This is a genomic window from Peribacillus sp. R9-11 (genome assembly GCF_031345095.1).
GTDB classification, from domain to species: Bacteria; Bacillota; Bacilli; order Bacillales; family DSM-1321; genus Peribacillus; species Peribacillus butanolivorans.
Genome location: NZ_CP133763.1, coordinates 3,704,980 through 3,725,343 on the forward strand (window position 1 = coordinate 3,704,980; position 20,364 = coordinate 3,725,343).

At 38.0% G+C, this 20,364-nt stretch carries 19 protein-coding genes; 1 reads left to right on the forward strand and 18 read right to left on the reverse strand.

The window, feature by feature from the left end; all coding sequences use genetic code 11:
- Positions 1-2: 2 nt before the first annotated feature.
- From RE409_RS17940 to RE409_RS18005, 14 genes are all read right to left on the reverse strand, one after another.
- Positions 3-719, reverse strand: a complete 717-nt coding sequence (locus RE409_RS17940; protein ID WP_201223780.1) for a demethylmenaquinone methyltransferase — start codon at positions 717-719, stop codon at positions 3-5.
- A gap of 3 nt (positions 720-722) precedes the next feature.
- Positions 723-1,553, reverse strand: coding sequence for a heptaprenyl diphosphate synthase component 1 (locus tag RE409_RS17945; protein ID WP_201185642.1), 831 nt, complete (start codon positions 1,551-1,553; stop codon positions 723-725).
- 251 nt (positions 1,554-1,804) lie between these two features.
- The gene (gene mtrB / locus RE409_RS17950) at positions 1,805-2,053 is read right to left on the reverse strand and encodes a trp RNA-binding attenuation protein MtrB (protein WP_053346782.1); all 249 of its coding nucleotides are present in this window, start codon (positions 2,051-2,053) and stop codon (positions 1,805-1,807) included.
- A gap of 19 nt (positions 2,054-2,072) precedes the next feature.
- Positions 2,073-2,639, reverse strand: coding sequence for a GTP cyclohydrolase I FolE (folE, locus tag RE409_RS17955; protein WP_053346783.1), 567 nt, complete (start codon positions 2,637-2,639; stop codon positions 2,073-2,075).
- A 323-nt stretch (positions 2,640-2,962) separates the two neighbouring features.
- Positions 2,963-3,235, reverse strand: coding sequence for an HU family DNA-binding protein (locus tag RE409_RS17960; protein ID WP_034308023.1), 273 nt, complete (start codon positions 3,233-3,235; stop codon positions 2,963-2,965).
- Positions 3,236-3,828: 593 nt separating this feature from the next.
- On the reverse strand, positions 3,829-5,307 hold the full coding sequence (gene spoIVA, locus RE409_RS17965) for a stage IV sporulation protein A (protein WP_053346784.1): 1,479 nt from the start codon (positions 5,305-5,307) through the stop codon (positions 3,829-3,831).
- A gap of 230 nt (positions 5,308-5,537) precedes the next feature.
- Complete coding sequence (locus RE409_RS17970; protein WP_201185644.1) at positions 5,538-6,260, reverse strand: hypothetical protein; 723 nt, start codon at positions 6,258-6,260, stop codon at positions 5,538-5,540.
- Between the two features lie 16 nt (positions 6,261-6,276).
- Entirely contained in the window at positions 6,277-6,474 is a 198-nt protein-coding gene (locus tag RE409_RS17975; RefSeq protein WP_201185645.1) for a DUF2768 domain-containing protein, read from the reverse strand.
- Positions 6,475-6,749: 275 nt separating this feature from the next.
- On the reverse strand, positions 6,750-8,123 hold the full coding sequence (locus RE409_RS17980) for a putrescine aminotransferase (RefSeq protein WP_056525074.1): 1,374 nt from the start codon (positions 8,121-8,123) through the stop codon (positions 6,750-6,752).
- A 295-nt stretch (positions 8,124-8,418) separates the two neighbouring features.
- Positions 8,419-10,527, reverse strand: coding sequence for a sigma 54-interacting transcriptional regulator (locus RE409_RS17985; RefSeq protein WP_397444117.1), 2,109 nt, complete (start codon positions 10,525-10,527; stop codon positions 8,419-8,421).
- 399 nt (positions 10,528-10,926) lie between these two features.
- Entirely contained in the window at positions 10,927-12,270 is a 1,344-nt protein-coding gene (locus RE409_RS17990; RefSeq protein WP_201250705.1) for an APC family permease, read from the reverse strand.
- A 469-nt stretch (positions 12,271-12,739) separates the two neighbouring features.
- Complete coding sequence (locus RE409_RS17995; protein WP_201185647.1) at positions 12,740-13,792, reverse strand: NAD(P)H-dependent glycerol-3-phosphate dehydrogenase; 1,053 nt, start codon at positions 13,790-13,792, stop codon at positions 12,740-12,742.
- A gap of 17 nt (positions 13,793-13,809) precedes the next feature.
- On the reverse strand, positions 13,810-15,120 hold the full coding sequence (der, locus tag RE409_RS18000) for a ribosome biogenesis GTPase Der (RefSeq protein WP_056525083.1): 1,311 nt from the start codon (positions 15,118-15,120) through the stop codon (positions 13,810-13,812).
- A gap of 538 nt (positions 15,121-15,658) precedes the next feature.
- Positions 15,659-16,279 carry a YphA family membrane protein gene (locus RE409_RS18005; protein WP_201185648.1) on the reverse strand — a complete coding sequence of 207 codons (621 nt, stop codon included), beginning with the start codon at positions 16,277-16,279 and terminating at the stop codon, positions 15,659-15,661.
- Positions 16,280-16,414: 135 nt separating this feature from the next.
- Between RE409_RS18005 and RE409_RS18010 the strand changes: the two genes are divergently transcribed.
- Positions 16,415-16,546 (forward strand): YpzI family protein, encoded by a 132-nt coding sequence (locus RE409_RS18010; protein WP_069981702.1) that lies wholly within the window; start codon positions 16,415-16,417, stop codon positions 16,544-16,546.
- A gap of 55 nt (positions 16,547-16,601) precedes the next feature.
- On the opposite strand, the gene fni is transcribed toward RE409_RS18010, so the two are convergent.
- The 4 genes from fni to cmk all read right to left on the reverse strand — a co-directional run bounded on the left by fni (position 16,602) and on the right by cmk (position 20,278).
- Positions 16,602-17,648 (reverse strand): type 2 isopentenyl-diphosphate Delta-isomerase, encoded by a 1,047-nt coding sequence (gene fni, locus RE409_RS18015; protein WP_309557867.1) that lies wholly within the window; start codon positions 17,646-17,648, stop codon positions 16,602-16,604.
- Positions 17,649-17,667: 19 nt separating this feature from the next.
- A complete protein-coding gene (rpsA, locus tag RE409_RS18020; RefSeq protein WP_053346792.1) occupies positions 17,668-18,804 on the reverse strand; it encodes a 30S ribosomal protein S1 in 1,137 nt (378 codons plus the stop codon).
- A gap of 215 nt (positions 18,805-19,019) precedes the next feature.
- Entirely contained in the window at positions 19,020-19,601 is a 582-nt protein-coding gene (locus RE409_RS18025; RefSeq protein ID WP_053348125.1) for a lysophospholipid acyltransferase family protein, read from the reverse strand.
- A gap of 2 nt (positions 19,602-19,603) precedes the next feature.
- Positions 19,604-20,278 (reverse strand): (d)CMP kinase, encoded by a 675-nt coding sequence (gene cmk, locus RE409_RS18030; RefSeq protein ID WP_201185651.1) that lies wholly within the window; start codon positions 20,276-20,278, stop codon positions 19,604-19,606.
- Positions 20,279-20,364 lie beyond the last annotated feature (86 nt).

Below are 20,364 nucleotides of genomic sequence, written 5' to 3' on the forward strand. Positions count from 1 at the left end.
TATTATGCTTTATTTGAAGGCTTGTACCCGAAATGTGTTGCTGCAACACCACCGAAATGGGCCTTGTAACTGACATTTTCCATTCCTGCCTGTTTGAACATACTTTCAAGCTTTTTCATGCCCGGGAAATCGCGCGCCGATTCCTGCAGCCATGAATATTCGTTATAGCTTTTAGCGAATAGTTTGCCAAACACGGGCATTATGAAACGGAAATAAAAGTAATAGCCCTGTTTAAATCCAAGCATTGTTGGCTGTGAGGTATCGAGGCAAACAACCATTCCATCCGGCTTGACAACACGGTTTAACTCTTTGAGTACTTGCATGTAATCAGGAACATTCCGCAGCCCGAAACCGATTGTGACATAATCAAAGCTATTATCCTCAAAAGGAAGTTCCATTGCATTCCCATGCATTAGAGAAACTTGATCTAACTTGAGTTCATTCACCTTTTGTTCGCCGATTTTCAGCATATTTTTACTAAAATCCAGACCAACAACCTTTCCTTCAGGTCCTACTTCATTAGCAAGGGCAATGGTCCAGTCCGCTGTTCCACAGCATACATCAAGTGCATGGGCGCCTTTTGGGACTTTCATTATAGCCATTGTAGCCTTCCGCCATTTAAGATGCTGCTTAAAGCTGATGAGGGAATTCATCTTGTCATAATTACCGTAAATCTTTTCAAAAACATGATGAACTTTTTGCTCTTTAGACTGCTCCATGACTCACCCTTCTTTCACGTAAGAAATTGCTTCACTCTCTGTTTGTTTCAAGATTACGTTTACTCTTTGAAGTAAATCGTCATTCTTAGTTACTAGCTTCTGCATCGAAAGCTTTACGGATTGCCTGGCATCCCTCAGACACTTATCAAATTGAGTCCGTACCTGTGCTTCCTTTTCTGAAGTTAGAACATCATTACTATTCGAATCATCAAAAGATATGTCTCTTAAGACATCAAAAACTACCGATTGGCCTGACTTTAGATAGTTTCTCATCTCAGCATGCAGCCGATTCAAAAGAAGCAGGTCTTCTGAAATGTCAATCCAGGCAGGTTGATTATAATAATCAGCCAATTTATAAATCAGCGAAGCCTCGATCGCTTTAATTGTCGTTATAAGCGTTGGAACATCCTTAATGGACCGTTGTTGATAAAGAATGATTTTATGATCATTTATTTTTTTTATGGCGCTTGATAGTATACGAATCATCTCAACATTACCAACACCGGCAAGCCCTTGATAGTATAAGCCACTATAATAATCACCAGCAAGTACTTGTAATTGCCGATTTTTCAATTCCTCAGGCAACTCTATTCCTTCGCCCGAATTTGACACTATTTCATGGGTATCAAGAGCTATTTGCACTAGCATAGTTGAAATAATGTATTGATTCCGTTCTTCGCTTAAAACGTCCAAATCGTTAAACAATCCCCAAAGCAATAACAGTTTATCGTCGTCTAAGCTTGGCTTTTGAATATATTTCAATAAATATGGATGTTGAGCTTTGGTTTCTATTAATTGTTTTAATTGCCTTAAGTCGTTCGTTATGTTTAACAATTGAGATCACCCTTGCATCCCCGAAAGATAATTTTTTTTCATACATATTGGTTTCTGTCTGTGTAAAATACACATTATTATACCATAAAAACAATCAGATGAAATGGACAACGTTTATAAAATGAAACTTCCATAAATAAGGAAACCATCGTCTTATGTTCATTCAAAAAAATGGATGCGGGAAATTTACAGCTTGTTAAAACGCGATATCAGGTGATTGATTTAAAACATAACCAATTAGGGACAAGATTTTACTTGTCAGAAGGATTCTTTTTCGAATCACTTTCAACCTCACCGAATGGAGTATAAATCTTTGCATGTCCTCTTATTTTAATCGCAGAAGTGTGCTCTGTGAATTGTGCGATCATCACTTCCCCTGAATCGAGTTTTTCAGAGTGATGAAACTTAGTATCCGTTCCTCTAGTTAAACCGATGACATTTACACTATCCTCAATAGCTTTAATTACCACAAAATCATTCAAGATCTTTTTTTCATTCATTTTCTAACCCCCTATATCCTTAGTCTTTAATGAATGCCAGTACTTCAGCTCTTGTACGATGATCCTTAGCAAAAGTTCCTCTCACAGCTGAAGTCACTGTTTTAGACCCGGGTTTTTTGACACCTCTCATTGTCATACACATATGTTCAGCCTCTACTACCACCATGACACCATGAGGTTCAAGCTTTTCCATTATGGAGTCCGCTACTGTTGAGGTGATGCGCTCTTGAAGTTGTGGACGCTTTGAAACCGCCTCTACAGCTCGGGCTAACTTACTTAAGCCGGTAACTTTCCCGTTTTTCGGGATATATGCTACATGAGCTTTTCCGTAAAAAGGCACTAAATGATGTTCACAGACTGAGTAAAATGGGATATCTTTTACAAGGACAAGTTCCTCATGGTCTTCTCCAAAAACAGTATCAAAATATTCTTTTGGGTCCTGAGTAAGTCCGGAAAAAATTTCTTCATACATTCTTGCTACACGGCCAGGGGTATCAAGCAGTCCTTCTCTAGTAGGGTCTTCCCCAACAGCCTCAAGAAGCATTTTCACCGCTTCTTCAATTTTGGCATGGTCAACATTAGCCATTTAAACTTACCTCCTAAAAATAAATAAAATAGTATGTATTCAGAAAAAAATGCATGGAGTTTCACCCTGACATTCATATTTCCTATTTTTAAAGCAACCTAAGCCTAACTGAAATGTATTAGCTTAAAGCGACCTCTAAACTTAGTTTTGTCGTGATTGATTTTTTCATAATGGTATATCCTTTTGAATAAATTTATCAAAATCAACTTTTCTAAAATATTCACTGTCTTTTATATTATCACAGATAGAAATTAAGAAGCAAAAAAAGGGCCGCGTTTGCACGCGGCCCTTTTCCGGTTAAGCACCCGTATGTAATGGTAGAGTTACTTCACTGCATCTTTCAGTGCTTTACCAGGTTTGAAAGCTGGCACTTTGCTAGCTGCAATTTCGATTTCGTCACCAGTTTGTGGGTTACGACCTTTACGAGCCGCACGTTCACGAACTTCAAAGTTACCGAAACCAATTAATTGGACTTTATCACCGTTTTTTAGAGCTTCTAAGATTGTATCAAAAACAGCATCAACAGCTTTTGTAGCGTCTTTCTTAGAAATTTCAGTTGCTGTAACAACTTCATTAATCAATTCTGTTTTGTTCATGCCATTCACCTCCTCCCAAAAGGATCTTATAAAAAATCATTATTACAACACTATAATAGTGATTTGATATTAGTTTCGGTCAAAAATTTTCATTCCATGATAATCAGGGTTACCAAGCTGAAATAATTTCCCAAAAAATGCACCTAGAAATTTTAAAATAGGTTGAAATCGCTGATATAACGCGTTTTCTGTATGTAGATTATCACAAATCCTATTAGCTTAGCAAGGGAAATCAAAAAATAATGGGAATCTTTTCATAAATAATTGTATATATTATAAATTTTGTCTTTCGCTATTCATCATTTCCCTTTTTTATAGAAATTAAACTTGTTATATTACTGAAAATCGCATAACCATAGGCTTTTAGCGATTATACTGAAAAAACAACCAGATTTTCAAGAAAGAAACTCCCTTCAAGAGAAATTTTTCTTAGAATATAATTGTTTTCCCTCTTACTTTGGCAACAAAGAAGCCGGTACGCCCTAATGTAAAGCCAAAAACGTATCATCCATTTTATTATTTTTAGTAAATTTCTAGACTCACATGTAAAAAGACCAATCCGATGAAGGAGTTGGTCCAGCTTTTAACCTTTTTTATAATATGATAGCAATCAATCCCCCACTGCCCTCATTAATAATCCTTTCCAGCGTCTCCTTCAATTTGTAACGTGCATTATCCGGCATCATCGCTAATTTTACCTGAATGCCTTCTCTTACGTAAGAACTTAGGCTTCGGCCAAAAATATCAGAATTCCAAATGGATAATGGATTGTCTTCGAAATCTTGCATTAAATATCGAACCAATTCTTCACTTTGCTTTTCCGTTCCAATGATTGGTGAAAACTCCGATTCAACATCGACCTTAATCATATGGATTGAAGGAGCCACAGCTTTGAGCCTGACCCCGAACCTGGCTCCTTGACGGATAATTTCCGGCTCATCTAGACTCATATCATTAAGAGAAGGGGCTGCAACGCCATAACCCGTTTGTTTAACCATTTTTAATGCATCCGCAACCTGATCATATTCGGCCTTGGCATATGCAAAGTCCTGCATCAGGGATAAAAGATGATCCTTCCCGCGTATCTCCACACCGACAATTTCTTTTAAAATATCATCATAGAGTTCATCCGGTGCGTAAAGGTCGATTTCAGCCACGCCCTGACCCATCTCAATACCTGCAAGAGCGGCACGGTCGATAAACTCGAATTCATTGAAATGACCGACTACACGGTCTACATCTCTTAGGCGTTTAATGTCCTTCACGGTCTCTTTTACAGCTTCCTGATAGCTTTCTCTTAACCAATGATCCTCCCGCAGAACCATTACCCAGCTCGGAAGATTCACATTGACTTCAAGTACCGGAAATTCATATAGGGCCTCACGCAGGACGCTGTATACATCTGATTCCCGCATTCCTTCAACGCTCATGGCCAATACAGGTATATCATACTTTTCCTGTAAAGATTCCTTTAGTGCGACTGTATTTGGGTGATGGGGCTGAACGGAATTGACAATCATAATAAATGGCTTGCCAACCTCCTTCAATTCTTCAACAACCCTCTCCTCCGCCTCTAAATAATCACTGCGTGGAATTTCTCCGATTGATCCATCCGTAGTAACGACTACGCCTAACGTGGAATGATCCTGGATTACTTTTCGTGTGCCGATTTCAGCTGCTTCATTGAACGGAATCGGCTCCTCGTACCATGGAGTATGAATCATACGGGGACCATTTTCGTCTTCATACCCTTTAGCCCCAGGTATTGTATAACCCACACAATCAACTAAACGAATGTTCACTTCAAGCCCTTCCGCAACCTGAATCGACGCTGCCTGATTCGGTACGAATTTAGGTTCTGTCGTCATAATCGTTTTTCCAGCAGCACTTTGAGGTAATTCATCTTGTGCCCTGGCACGGTCAGCTTCTGACGGTATATTCGGAATAACAACAAGCTCCATGAATTTCTTAATAAATGTGGATTTCCCTGTTCTGACGGCACCGACTACACCTAAATAAATGTCGCCACCGGTCCGCTCAGCTATATCTTTGAAAATATCTACCTTTTCCAAGGTATCCCCTCCCGAATTAGAGTTTTGGGATTTCGTTTATCCATTTACTTTATTTAGGACACTATATATCTATGATGTTGTCCTAAAAATTTATTCCAATTATTTCCCTGGTTTAATCCCTTCCTCCACCAGAAATTTTATATAAGGGTTGTTATTTTAAAAGTAAGATGAAATAAAAATAAAGAAATAACCCTTCCCCTACAATATATTTTGTAGAAGAAGGGTTATGACTATTTTGAAAGAAATTTTGGATTATTTGTTTTTTTATCAATTGTATATGGCAGTGAATAGGCCGGAACAAACTCTGAATTTTGTACAAGGAGTTCACGAATATCATCACCAGGATTAATACCTCCGTCATACCCCTGCAATACGTCATATAAATCAGGAGTATAGTCAACAAAAATATTGCCGCCACCGTCAACCACGAAATATAAGTCTTTTTGTGAAAATGGACTCGTGACCGTAGGGGCTTCCTTTAGACCCATCTTTTCATAATCAAGAGTAAAGACATTATCCGCTAACCTTTCCTTAAATGGGGGGTATCCGTTGCTTTGCTGATAAGCTTTCAATCTCAAGGAAATATCCTGAATTTTCTGAGCCATCCGGACATCCAACAGTTTTACAGTTGGATCATCTTCAACATTAACAAGGACATATTGAAAAACTCCACCTGATTCATAGGCATTGTCAGGCGGTTCTGCCATATACTTGGGTGAAATCTTAGAAAACTTAATCACGTATTTTTGGTAAATTGGTGTTTCAGCCTCTTTTGTAACAATTGGCAAAATGCCGCCTTCATCTTTCTGAAATTGATCAACTGCGCTTTGGACAGATTGTATTTGCTCTTTATAAGGCAGTTGATTTTGCATTTTTTGCTTCTGAGGATACAAACACCCAGTCAATAATCCCGAGATGCATAATAAACATAATATTTTGAAAAAATTTTTCATCATTTCTCCTCACCTATCAAGTGGTTGGCCCGCTAAGAACAACGATAAGGATGATCAAGCCGGCAAGAATCATAAGTATGTATGCAATAATTGCTGTTAAGCCTTTAAAAAAACCTTTAAATTTATAGCGGCTTAAGTAAATAAGAAGTATAGAGATAACCATAAAGCCCATAGCTATAAAGGATATCCACATTTTTTGCAGAGCAGGTGTCATATCATTATCACTCCTTTTTCCAGAAATTATTATAACATACCAAATTACGTTAAAGGAATTAAATCATTGTCCAAACTGTGTAAAAAATTGCTTGTCACAATCATTTGATAAATAATAATTTTCAATTTCACTACCCCTAGCCTTCCATATAGTCCGATAAAAGACTTCCACTTCTTGCAAATTACCCGAATAAATAAATGTATAACACTCCCCATTCTCTTCCTTTTATTCAACCAAAAAAGCAGCCCCTCGGCTGCTTTTTTGTTGAATTATAATTAAGATTTAAGTGTTGGCAACACATCTTTAAACGCTTTGATTACTGTATCAACTTCATCCAAATGGATTGTCAATGACGGCTCAATCCGGATTGTTTTAGAGTTTATAAGCGTACCTGCTACCAAAATACCTTTATCGAAGAGAGCTTTTGAGAATTCATAACCTACTTCGTCTTTATGGAACTCAATACCAATCATTAAACCTTGTCCACGGATCTCCAAAACCTTATCTTTATGCTCGTTAGCTACTTCTCTTAATCCATTTAGGAAGTATTCACCTACTTCTGCGGCACGCTCCGGTAGTTTTTCTTCCAAAAGCACATCGATTGTAGCAATGGCTGCAGCACAGGCAAGTGGGTTTCCTCCAAACGTGGTTGTGTGCATGAACGGGTTTTCGAACCAGCTTTTAAACACTTTCTCATTGGCTACAACTGCCCCAGCTGGCATCACTCCACCACCAAATGCTTTAGCTAAACAAATAATGTCTGGAACAACATCATAAAGCTCAGAAGCAAACATTTTGCCTGTGCGCCCCATTCCCGTTTGCACTTCATCTAAGATTAATAACGCATCATACTCATCACATAATTCTCGAACTTGCTTCAAATAACCTTGTGGAGGCAGAATGACTCCTCCCTCTCCTTGGATAGGTTCCAACAATACAGCAGCAACTTCTTCACCGACAAGGGCACTACTTTCGAACGTTTTCCTCATCATATCGATATCACCGAAAGGTACATGACGTACGCCTGGAATCAGTGGTAGGAACGGTTTACGGAACATGCCCTTTGCAGTAGCCGAAAGGGAACCAAGACTTTTTCCGTGAAATGATTTTGTCGTCGAAATAATCGTGTATCGGTCGCTGTACATTTTAGCCAACTTCAACGCAGCTTCTACACTTTCAGTACCGCTGTTCGTAAAGAAGGAGTATTTTAAATCTCCCGGTGTAATATCAGCAAGAATCTTAGCAAGCATTGCCCGTAATGGATCTAGTAAGTCCTGGCTGTGAAGTGCTTGTCTTTGCAATTGATCAGTAACGGCTTTTACAACTTTGGGGTTACGGTGGCCAACATTATAGATACCAAAGCCGCCTAAACAATCAATATATTTTTTTCCATTAACATCCGTAAAACAGGAATCCTGGTCAGACCATTCTACTGCTGCGAATTGTGTATCTTTCGTTACCGTTTTCCGATATTCTAAAAAACCTGGGTTTACATGGTTACGGAAATTTTCAACAGTTTCTTTCGTTACCCATTGGGCATCTTCTTTTGAAATTTCTTTTTGTTCGATTAATTGAAGCACTTTTTTAATATAATCCTGTGTTTCTGTTTGGCTCACTTGATTTGTTTTATTTTCTACATTAATTGACATATAAAAAACTCCTTTTTTAGTAATCTGTAGTGGTTGGCTAATTATGATAGCTCTGATAAAACTTTACTGTTTACCTCCCTTTTAGCTTATACATATATACAAGCAAGAACCATGCCAACATGTTTCATTGAGGATATAGCTATTTTTCTTTTAAAAATCTATAAAAACTATGCAAATATGCATAGCTTATTTTCTGATGCATACCTCCCTTTTAGAAGTCCTTCGAGACGCTTTCCAATTACTACATAAAAAAAAAAGCCGTTGTACAAGTTAAACACTTGTCAACAGCTTTCATTCAAAAAAATACATTTTTTTCGCTTCTCTTATTTTGCTCTGCTAAGATTTTTTGATACTTTCTGCTCACTGACGATTGGCTGATTCCAAGCGCTTTAGCTGATTTCGTCGTAGTTTTATATTGTTTCATTGCAAGCATGATCAATTGCTCTTCCACATAATCCTGTGCCTCTTGAAGAGGAAGAATTCTCGTTATAATTGGTTTTGCCTGTTTAAAATCGCTGCCAACCGTAAGGAACTTCTGGATAAAGTCGGCATCAATCATTTCTTCATCCGCGGAGACAACCAATCTTTCAATCATATTTTGCAATTCGCGAATGTTACCTGGCCATGAATAGACCTCCAGAATATTTAGAGCATCTGGCGAAAAATGGTAATTTCGGTGATACCGCTCATTTAGCTTTTGTAGAAAATGAAAAGCCAGCGGCGGTATATCCTCCGGTCTTTCCCTTAAAGGCGGAACATGAATGGGAATGACGTTTAACCGATAGAACAAATCTTCTCTAAATGTCCCCATCTCGACCATTTTTTCCAGTCTCTTATTCGTAGCAGCAACAATTTGAACATCAATCGGTATAGGTGTAGTACTACCAATCGGAATCACTTCCTGTTCCTGTAAAACACGAAGCAATTTCACTTGCAGGTGTATAGGCATATCTCCAACTTCATCAAGGAATAAAACGCCATTATTCGCCTGTTGAAAGTATCCTACCTTTCCATTTTTATCTGCGCCGGTAAATGATCCCTTCGTATAACCAAACAATTCACTTTCGAGTAAATTTTCCGGTATCGCTCCGCAATTTATTTTCAAGAAAGGCTGTTTGGACCTTCTACCCATTTTATGGATTGACTCGGCAATCACTTCTTTACCTACACCAGACTCTCCATTGATTAACACGGTAGATGAAAAATGGGCAATTTTTTTCACTTGGCTAATAATCTGCTCCATTTTAGGACTGGCGAAAATCAACTCTTTGTAAAATTGATCTTGTTTTTTGAACGAGTCAAGTTCTTTTCTCATTTCATTTAACTCTGATTTTAACTGAGTTGTTTCTGTAATATCCCTTGATGCAATGACAATTCGCTCAATGTCTCCTTTTTCATTGAACACAGGGGTTCCTACGGAAAGGACTTTCTTATTCATTTTCGTATCTTGAACAATCGATACTTTCTTCTTTTGCTCAAGAACTAACCGGGTGACCGAAGGGTTAAAAATCCCTTCATCCTCTATTTGCAAGAGGTTCTTCCCGATATAATCCTTTAAATCCATTCCCCAGAATCCAGAAATGATGCTGTCACTGTAGCGCAACAGTTCCCCTTTTTGATTAACGACCAGAATTTCATCATAGATATTCGCTAAAATGGCATTTAAATCCTTATTCGAACTCTTTATCAACTCTATTTCCATAGCCATTTCCTCAACCATTGGTAAGTCCTGAACGATGATAATAAGACCTTCCACTTCTTTTGTATGGTTTAGAATTGGGCTATAATCGACAAGCACACTCATTATATCGGTAATTTCCAGCTGATTGAGGATACTGCCTCCACTGGTAAACACACTATGTATATGCTGCTTATTGAAGATGGTCGCAGCAGGTTGATTAAGTACTTGTTCTGATGGCTTTTTTATCATTTTCAAGCCTGATTCATTAAAGTTAACAATATTTCTTTCTTTATCAGCTACAAAGATCCCCATAGGAATGGATGTCAAAATAACTTTTAACAGATCTAAATTTTGTTTGCTGTCCTGCTTGAATAGTTCAGCTAACACATCTTCCCTTTTAACATAGCCAGTAAGCATGCCTTCATCCGTTTTTATCAATACGATAGGTTCACCGATAATTTGATAAAGAAGCGGCAGAGAGATGTTCGGAGGCAACTTACAGACATTATCAATTGAAAAGGCATACTGCACAAGCTGTTCGGCTGTTAATGTTCTATCGTTTAACGGGAGGTCCTCCATGCGGATATAGGCAAACACTTGCTGTTCCTTCATCAGAAAAAAGAAAGGTTCCTGTATCTCATAAACTTTTTGAGCTGAAAATGTAGGTTGATCAATTGTGATAGTTATGAATGGTCTAATTTTATCATCCGGTATGGATAGCACAGTTTCACTCTCCTTTTGTCACTAGCCTTTATTTTAACATAATTCTAAATTGCGAGATAAAAAATAAACATTTACTCCTGAACTCATCTTCAATATAACTGAATCTGTAAACATAAAAAAGGGCCCTCTATTGGACCCTTGTTACATGTACCGCTAATGCATCCCCAAATTGTTTAAAACTGACTTGTGCAAAAGAACATTTTTCCTTTCTAATTTTCATTCTCTTTTTACATTTTTTCATTTGTATTGTTATGATCCGATTCACTATTGATAGGATTAATTCAGAGCATATGCGCTAACGCCTTAAACGAAAAACCAAATAGAACAACAGAAATGAGCGTTTACGACCTGTTCATCCCTCTATCAGACATATGACATCCTCCCTTGTTTCTGATTTTTTTAGATATTTTGAGCTTTTTCAAATTGGAATTGCGGAGGAGAATTAGTAAACAATTTCGTCCGATAAAGAAGATAACCAATACCGATTACCGCCCAAATAACCCCTAGAATCAGTGAACTCATTTCAAGATTAAGCCAAAGAATGAACACTGATGCTGCTCCTATTACCGGGGACAAGATATTACTTAGAAATCCTTTAACTGAACGAAAGCTTTTGTTCCTAATTGCATGGATAATTACACAAATATTTACGAAAGTGAAAGCAATTAAAGCTCCAAAATTAATGAGTGAAGCAGCTGTTACTAAATCAAGGAATAATGCCACCAGTGATATAGCCCCAACAAAGATGACATTGTAAAATGGCGTTTTATATGTAGGATGGATAAACCCAAAAAGTTTTTTCGGGATCATCTGGTCTCGCCCCATAACATATAGAAGCCTTGAAACACTAGCATGTGATGCAAGACCTGAAGCAAGGGTACCAGATAATGTACCTGCAAGAAAGAACGCCTGAAAAAGTTTTCCTCCTACATATAGGGCAATTTCTGGTGATGCCGCTTCCGGGTCAGCAAAACGGGAAACATCAGGGAAAAATAGCTGTGTAAAAAAAGCAGCTGTCACAAATAAAACTCCGCCAATAAAAGCAGTTAAAAAAATGGCACGCGGAATCGTTTTGGTTGGATTTGGTGTTTCTTCTGATAACGTAGTGACCGCATCAAATCCCAAGAAAGAAAAACATAGAACCGTTGCTCCTGTTATGAGAGTGGACATTTCCATATGTGACCCAATGAATGGTTGAATCGAGAAGACCTCTCCTGTACCTTCACCACCCATAACCCCTTTAACAACCAGTGCCACAAATATGATAATGACTAGCATTTGAAAAAAAACAAGAAAGCTATTAAAATTGGCAGCAAAGTTCACATTGAATAAGTTAATGACCGTCATTAAAAGAACAAATGCAACCACCCATATCCATGGAGACACTTCAGGAAAAAGAGCAGTTAAATATATTTTTGTTAATACGGCATTCACCATTGGTAAAAATAAATAATCAAGCATCGATGACCAGCCGACAAGAAAGCCTAAATGCGGATTAATCGTTTTTTGGGTGTAAGTATAGGCCGAACCTGCCTGCGGGTAAACTTTTACCATTTTCCCGTAACTGGCTGCCGTAAACAACATCGCTATTAGAGCAATAACATAAGCGGTCGGTACATGCCCCCCTGTTTTTTCAGAAACAATCCCAAATGTATCAAAAACAACCATCGGGGTCATATATCCAACACCGAGCAATACAATATGCCATAAATTTAGAGACCTTTTCAGCTGACCTGTTTGCATGTATCATTCCCCTTCCTAATATCTGTGTTCATTGATTAAAATTTCACCAACGTTTTCTAGTGCCCCCTTATTGCGAAATTTCTGAATATATTACACTTCGCAATTTTCATACCAAAAAAAACAGTCGATTTTAAGCGAATAACAAGGAAATTAGTAGAAACTTCATGCAAACTTGAATAATCTATTCATTTATTCATAATTCGAGATGTTCAAATTTAAAAACAATAAATAAGTATTTATGCTGAAAATTAATTTTGTCATAAACGAAAATGTAAGGTGATTGGGTGATTTTTATTCATAAAAAAAAGCAGAAGATATCAAGATATCTTCTGCCCATTTGACTAAATCCCCCGTGCCGAGGTCAAATTACTAGTTTACTTTCGTTGCATTGTATGCTGATACATTGCAACGCGCATCCTCGAATGCCCATTTTAATGAAATTCTTTTTATTGAAACTACAGATTTGAGGTTAATCCTGCTGTCTGCTATCCAAAATGTTAAAGAGTTCTTCCATTTCATTCGTTTTCGAACGATTCATCAAGAGGTCAACTGCCTGTTTCACTTCTTCACCATTAAACAAGACATCGTACAAGGCTTCAGTAATCGGCATATTCACTTCGTACTTTTGAGCTAGTTGATAGGCAGCTTTAGTGGTTCTTACACCTTCAACAACCATACCCATGTTTTCTAAAACTTCCTCAAGCTTTTGTCCTTTTCCAAGCATATTTCCTGCTCTCCAGTTACGGGAGTGTACGCTTGTACAAGTTACAATTAAGTCACCAATACCAGCTAATCCTGAAAAAGTGAGTGGGTTAGCGCCCATGGCTACTCCTAAACGAGAGATTTCAGCCAATCCTCGTGTAATTAAGGCAGCCTTTGCATTATCCCCATAGCCTAACCCGTCCGTAATACCGGCGGCTAAAGCAATTATATTCTTTAAAGCTCCCCCGATTTCGACACCAATCAAATCAGGGTTTGTATACACACGGAAATTATGATTGATAAAGATGTCCTGAACCTTTTCGGCCGCCTTCATATTTTTTGAAGAAACGGCAACTGTTGTTGGATGACGTAAACTGACTTCTTCAGCATGACTTGGCCCAGAAAGGACCACAATATCTTGAAGCCAATCTGTTGAAGATACTTCTTCAATCATTTCTGAAATACGTAGTAGCGAATCAGGTTCAATGCCTTTACTTACATGAACAATTGTTAATGGCTTATCATGGGCTGCTTCAATCTGACCAAGCACTTCACGATAGGCTTTCGTCGGCACAGCTAATATAATTATTTCAATCCCAACTAAAGCCTTCTCGATTGAAGAATACCCTTTAATTCCTATTGGAAGTTCAATACCCGGCAAATATTTTTTATTAGTATGAGCTTGATTTATTTCATCAATTTGTTTCGGATTATGTCCCCATAACCTCACTTCATGCTGATTATCAGCTAATACCATCGCTAAAGCAGTTCCCCAGCTCCCTGCACCAATAACTGCGATACTTTCTTTTGCGTTCACCATTGTACATACCGCCCTTTCTATTTTCTTTGGCGTCCAAAAATGCGTATCGGTGTTCCTTCAAATCCAAAGGCGTCCCGAATTCGATTTTCTAAAAATCTCTCATATGAGAAATGCATTAACTCTGGATCGTTAACAAATACAACAAAAGTTGGCGGCTTAATCGCTACCTGGGTCGTATAGTAAATTTTCAAACGGTTCCCATTATGAGTTGGTGTCGGATTCATAGCCACTGCATCCATAACCACTTCATTCAATACATTTGTCTGAACACGGATAGCATGATTCTCACTAGCTTGATCTATGACTGGTATCAACGTATGTGTACGTTTTTTAGTTAGGGCAGAAAGATAAATGATCGGCGCATAATCTAAGAATAGGAAATGAGCACGAATATTTTCTTCAAAGTCCTTCATGGTCTTTTCATCTTTCTCGATAGCATCCCATTTATTGACGACAATTATGACCGCTCTACCCGCTTCGTGGGCATATCCGGCAATTTTTTTATCCTGCTCACGGATACCTTCTTCCGCATTCAAAACGACAAGAACAACGTCTGAACGTTCAATTGCTCTCAATGCACGAAGTACACTATATTTTTCCGTACTTTCATACACTTTCCCTTTTTTTCTCATCCCTGCGGTATCAATAATGACATACTCTTTACCATTATATTTATACGGTGAGTCAATCGCGTCACGAGTCGTGCCTTCAATATCACTGACGATAACCCGATCTTCTCCAAGCAAGGCATTGACTAGTGATGATTTACCAACATTCGGTCTTCCAATTAAACTGAATTTAATAACATCATCAGCATAATCTTGACCACTGAATTTAGGGAAATGTTTTGCCGCTTCATCTAATAGGTCCCCAAGACCAAGTCCATGTGATCCAGAGATTGGGAATGGATCCCCAAAACCTAACGCGTAGAAATCATAGATTTGATCTCTCATTTCTGGATTATCGACTTTATTGACCGCTAGAACAACAGGTTTTCTCGATTTAAAGAGAATTTTCGCTACCTCTTCATCAGCAGATGTTACTCCTTCACGACCATTCGTCATAAAGATAATTACATCGGCTTCGTCTATAGCAATTTCAGCCTGCTGGCGAATTTGTTCGAGGAACGGCTCGTCACCGATATCGATCCCGCCTGTATCAATTATGTTAAAATCATGTGTCAACCATTCACCTGAACTATAAATTCTGTCTCTTGTTACTCCTGGAACGTCTTCAACTATTGATACACGTTCTCCCACTATTCTATTAAAGATTGTCGATTTACCTACGTTCGGCCGACCGACTATCGCAATTACCGGTTTTGGCATTGCTATTCACCCTTTCTGCTACTATATCTCTGTCAAAGTCACGAAATTCATGAATGCATTTTTTTAATATTGCATCTGCATTGTTGATTTTCATTATTTCCTTTTCAAGGAAAAGGCTGCATCCACCATCATATAAAGGAAACTTCCATCAGTAAGAGAGTTCCCCACTGATAGTTAGTTAAACGTATCAAGTATTTACAGGCAGATTGTCCAATTCACTTCCCCTGTTCCTCAGGTGACATGAAGCTGAACTCTCAGCATGGTAAAACGTGATTAAAAACAGCCCAAAAAAATGAAGATAGCCGAAAAAAGCTTTCGGCATTCAGCTTCCTTTTTATTTGATTAGAGCATATTACGATTTATCTACAGACCTCTAACTATCCTATAGTAACAAATTTCTCGCCAATCAACAATGTTTGTATGCATAAAAGCCTTCCGATTCCAATTAAATCCAAATGCAACCTTGCTTATTGGATAAAACAAGCATTTATCCTCATACCGTATATTCTGGCTTCATTAATAGTTAGGTCAGAAATATTCATTGATTAAAGTTCCCTTTTCTCTGCTTCGATAAAAACCTCGATTGAGATGATGAAAAAATGTATCTACTCATAAGTTCCAATAGTCTCCAGACTATGTTTGCACACAATATCAATACTGCATTATCATGCCATGCGTATGTAAGTGCCTCATAGGACAATGAATGATAGGCAAGCAATCCCGAATATACGAGGTCACCCATAATCAGTCCAACTAAAAGGACGAATAAGCGATGTTTCCAATTTTTAAAAAGTAATAGGATAAGATAATTCAGAAAAATACACAAAAGGTAAGAAGGTTTCATAATGAGCCAAATCGGATCAAGCATAGAAAATAGCTGAAAACTTGCATAAGCAAGAGTGATTATAAGGCAACCGCTGATCAGCTCTATAATCTTGATAATCGATTGCTTCCTTATGTACACACAAAGTATAAAGATAAGATATAGACCGCTCATATGTATAGAAAGCAAGGAAACCTCCAGATTATATCCTGCTAAAACCAAGACAGCTAACAGATGAAAAAGAAAATCAAAACGAAATGGAACAGTCTTTGGAATAAAATACATGACAATGACCCAAACTATCCATGACATCCAATAAAACAAAATTCCATCCATGTAGCGTCCCCCTTTTAGGAAACATTATGGCTTGTTTATTTAAAGAATAAACATTAAGCTCGATTTTTAATGAGTACTTGTAATATCTTTACATAAAACTGTTCATTTAGTTATTTACAAAAAGGAGGTGTACTCATGGGTAAAGATCGTCAAGAAAAGAAATTGAAAGAAAGTAAACGGGTGGAATCTGATAGAGACCAATCACTGGATCATAAAGGAGCCACTAGAATGGAAAGCCCGGAAGAGGCAAGAAAAAGAAACAGCTAAATAAAAAAAGAAGCATCCGATTGTCTTTGAACAATTAGAGATGCTTCTTTTTGTTTCATTTAGCATATGTCGAGCAATCAATACCTCTTTGAGCTAACCAATGATAGGTATTGCCGGAAATAACTATTTTTGTTTTCCTTAATTCAGAAATATTAGCAGCTCCAAGCGCCGTCATGATGATTTTTAAATCTTCATGTATGTAGTTTATTTCTTTAATTAACTGTGCCAAGCCCAATTCTTTATGCAGTTTTAGGAAATGGCCGGCTAAACCTACACCTTTTGCCCCTAAGGCAAGGCTTTTTGTAATTTCTAAAGGACTTTGAATACCACCTGATCCTATAACTGAAAGCGTAGGTGAAACGTTTACTGCTTCTACTATTGAGGCAGCTGTTGGAATACCCCATTCATTAAAATAGCCGAGTATTTTCGCTCGTCTTTCATTTTCAATCTTCGCAAAATTCGTTCCGCCGAACCCACCCACATCAATGATTGAAACTCCAACGGAAAGTAATTGTTCAACGGTTTCCTTACTCATTCCAAACCCGACTTCTTTTACAATCATAGGAACTCCAAGGCTTCTGTTGATTTCTTCAATTCGTGATAATGTACCTGCAAAATTCCGATCTCCTTCAGGCATTGTCAGCTCTTGAATGACATTGAGATGAATCTGCAGAGCGTCAGCCTCTATCATATCGCTCGCTCGCTTTGCTTGCTCTACAGTTGCTTCACCACCCAGATTTCCAATCAGGACTCCATTAGGATTCTCCTGTCTTGCTACCTTAAAGGATGCCTGCTGACTGGAATCCTTTATGGCTGCCATTTGTGAACCAACTGCCATAGCAATCCCTGTTTCCCTCGCAGCAATCGCCAAATCCCCATTCAACTTTTCTGTTTCAAGACCACCGCCACCGGTCATTGCATTTATAAAAATTGGCGAACTTAATTTAAGTCCGCCAATTTCTACTGTGAGGTCCACATTATTCAAAGAAATTCCTGGTAAGCTCTGGTGAATAAACGAAATATCTTCTAGTCCGGATTTACGTAGCTGACCTGTTTTTAATGCAAAGTCTATATGCTCTAATTTTCGTTTTGCTCTCTCCAAGGCTATCACCATTATTTTCTTATTTTAGTTTTTTCAATTGATCACCAATCATTTCACCCAGCTGAAAGCCCTTTGTTTCTTCAGGGAGTTCATAATCTGATGTGTAATTGGACTGAGGATCTTCAAGTTCTTTGATGCTCAATGATAAACGGTGTTCTTTTTCATTGACATCAAGAACTTTCACTTCGACAGACTGACCTTCTTTTAACACTTCCTGCGGTGTTGCTATATGTTTGTGTGAAATCTGCGAAATATGGACAAGTCCTTCTACTCCCGGGAAAATCTCCACGAATGCTCCGAAAGAAACAAGGCGTTTCACGATGCCCTTTTGTGTAGATCCTTTCGCTGCTTTATCAGAAATATCTGTCCAAGGCCCCGGTAGAGTATCTTTTATGGATAGTGAAATCCTTTCATTATCGCGATCAATAGAAAGAACTTTCACCTGTACTTCATCGCCTTCGGTAACGACATCTGATGCCTTATCTACATGCTCATGAGAAAGCTGAGAAATATGGACAAGTCCGTCTACCCCTCCAATATCGACAAATGCACCAAAGTCGGTAATCCTTTGTACTGTTCCATGGAGTACTTGCCCGCTTTCAATTGTATCAAGAACATTTGCTTTTTGTTTTTCTTTTAGATCTTGTATGACTGCCCGATGGGAGAGAATTAAACGATTCTTATCCTTCTCAAGCTCAACAATCTTGAATGTTAAAGTTTTGTTTTTGTAATCAGAAAAGTCTTCAACGAAGTAGTCTTCTACTAAAGAAGCTGGAACAAAACCACGTACGCCTAGATCTACAACAAGACCGCCTTTGACAACATCTTTTACTTCTGCCTCAAATACGTCTCCGTTTTCAAATTTTTGTTCCAGGTCATCCCATGCTTTTAACGCATCAATTTTACGTTTTGATAGAATAAGAGCTTCTTCTTCTACTTTAATAACTTCAAGCTCCAATATATCCCCCTCCGAAACGGCATCTGACGCCTTTTCGACATGAAGGCTCGACAGCTCACTGATAGGAATAATTCCATCTGACTTGCTGTTTTCTACATCTACAATAACCTGTTTTTCTTCTACCTTTGAAACGGTTGCTTTTACTTGATCCCCAACTTTGTAATTGTTCACTTCTACCTGATTCATATCTTCTGTCATTACTAACTCCTCCTTAACCCATGACTGATCAGCAAATTTCCTCTTCATCGGCCACATATTTTATTTAAAGTGGTTCAATAAAAACACTTTCCTAATAAAGATAAAAACAGCTTTTTTTAGAGTAACAAGGTTTTTTTCCTTTTCATCCCTAAAACGGAACTATACCCCTATTTTATAAATTCTAACAAAATCATAAAATTGTCAAGTATGAAGGATTATTTATGCTCAGAAATCAATTTTCCGATTTGGTCCATAATAATCTTGGTTGCTTCATCGGCTGAAATCTTCTTTTCCCTATATTCAGTGAAATTTATTGGTGGACCATAAACCACTTTTAATGGTCGCAAAAACTTATAGGGCCCAATAATTGCACAAGGTATAATTACCGCATCAGAACGCAATGCGAAAAACCCAGCTCCAGCCATACCTTCTCCCAATTCACCTGTCTTACTTCTAGTCCCTTCCGGAAACAGTCCAAGCACCTTACCTTCTTTTAAAAGCTTTAAACCTTTTCTAAGAGATTCCCGATCGCTATTTCCCCGCTTTACGGGAAAGGCATTTACTCTTGGTAAAATACCCTTTAAAACCGGTGCTTGAAACAACTCTTCCTTCGCCATGAAGTGAATATCCCTTGGAGACGTTATGCCAACTATAGGCGGATCCAAATTATCAATGTGATTGGCACAAATCAATACCCCTCCATCTTTAGGGAAATGTTCCTTCCCAAGCGTTTTAACCCTATACGAAGGCATTAAGACGCTTTTAACGACGTTTTTGGCAAATGTGTAAAAATCCAATTTCATCTTTTCCTCTCTTCTATCAAAGACATGATACTTTCTGCCACTTCTTGAATTGATAATGAAGTCGTATCAATTTCTATAGCATCTGTTGCCTTTTTCAGGGGAGCTACTTCACGTTCCGAGTCCAGCTTGTCCCTTGTTGCAATTTCTTCTCTTAACTTTTCAATATCGGATGGGAAACCTTTTAAAATATTTTCTTGATGTCTCCGCTGAGCTCGTTCATCTACAGAGGCAATTAGAAATACTTTTACTTCGGCATTAGGTAACACATGTGTCCCGATATCTCTTCCATCCATGACAACTCCACCATTTTCACCAAAATTCTGCTGCCTACGCACCATTTCTTCTCGGATACTCCGATGCTTCGCCACTTCTGATACAGACCCAGTCACTTCATTGTTTCTGATTTGGGCTGAAACGTTTTCATTATCCAAGAAAACCAACTGCCCATTTTCACTCGGTCTTAATTCAATTTCTGTATTAATAAGAATCTCAAATAAAGCTTGTTCATCATTCAGAGGAATCTGATGATTCAGAGCTTTATAGGTTAAGGCCCTGTACATTGCACCTGTATCCACATATATGTAATTGAACTTTTCTGCAACAATTTTAGCAACCGTACTTTTTCCAGCAGCAGCTGGTCCATCGATTGCAACTGATATTTTTTTTTCCATAAATCCTCCCAAGAATCCTACAATCATGCTGATTATTTAATACCCTTTCATTTTATCACAATTAGCGGGAAAATCATTAATAAAAG

Excerpts from the sequence above, each read along its gene's own strand:
- RE409_RS17940 (WP_201223780.1), bottom strand. The coding sequence starts at position 719 with ATGGAGCAGTCTAAAGAGCAAAAAGTTCATCATGTTTTTGAAAAGATT.
- mtrB (WP_053346782.1), bottom strand. The coding sequence starts at position 2,053 with ATGAATGAAAAAAAGATCTTGAATGATTTTGTGGTAATTAAAGCTATT.
- folE (WP_053346783.1), bottom strand. The coding sequence starts at position 2,639 with ATGGCTAATGTTGACCATGCCAAAATTGAAGAAGCGGTGAAAATGCTT.
- RE409_RS17960 (WP_034308023.1), bottom strand. The coding sequence starts at position 3,235 with ATGAACAAAACAGAATTGATTAATGAAGTTGTTACAGCAACTGAAATT.
- RE409_RS17970 (WP_201185644.1), bottom strand. The coding sequence starts at position 6,260 with ATGAAAAATTTTTTCAAAATATTATGTTTATTATGCATCTCGGGATTA.
- RE409_RS17975 (WP_201185645.1), bottom strand. The coding sequence starts at position 6,474 with ATGACACCTGCTCTGCAAAAAATGTGGATATCCTTTATAGCTATGGGC.
- RE409_RS17980 (WP_056525074.1), bottom strand. The coding sequence starts at position 8,123 with ATGTCAATTAATGTAGAAAATAAAACAAATCAAGTGAGCCAAACAGAA.
- RE409_RS17990 (WP_201250705.1), bottom strand. The coding sequence starts at position 12,270 with ATGCAAACAGGTCAGCTGAAAAGGTCTCTAAATTTATGGCATATTGTA.
- RE409_RS17995 (WP_201185647.1), bottom strand. The coding sequence starts at position 13,792 with ATGGTGAACGCAAAAGAAAGTATCGCAGTTATTGGTGCAGGGAGCTGG.
- der (WP_056525083.1), bottom strand. The coding sequence starts at position 15,120 with ATGCCAAAACCGGTAATTGCGATAGTCGGTCGGCCGAACGTAGGTAAA.
- RE409_RS18005 (WP_201185648.1), bottom strand. The coding sequence starts at position 16,279 with ATGGATGGAATTTTGTTTTATTGGATGTCATGGATAGTTTGGGTCATT.
- RE409_RS18010 (WP_069981702.1), top strand. The coding sequence starts at position 16,415 with ATGGGTAAAGATCGTCAAGAAAAGAAATTGAAAGAAAGTAAACGGGTG.
- rpsA (WP_053346792.1), bottom strand. The coding sequence starts at position 18,804 with ATGACAGAAGATATGAATCAGGTAGAAGTGAACAATTACAAAGTTGGG.
- cmk (WP_201185651.1), bottom strand. The coding sequence starts at position 20,278 with ATGGAAAAAAAAATATCAGTTGCAATCGATGGACCAGCTGCTGCTGGA.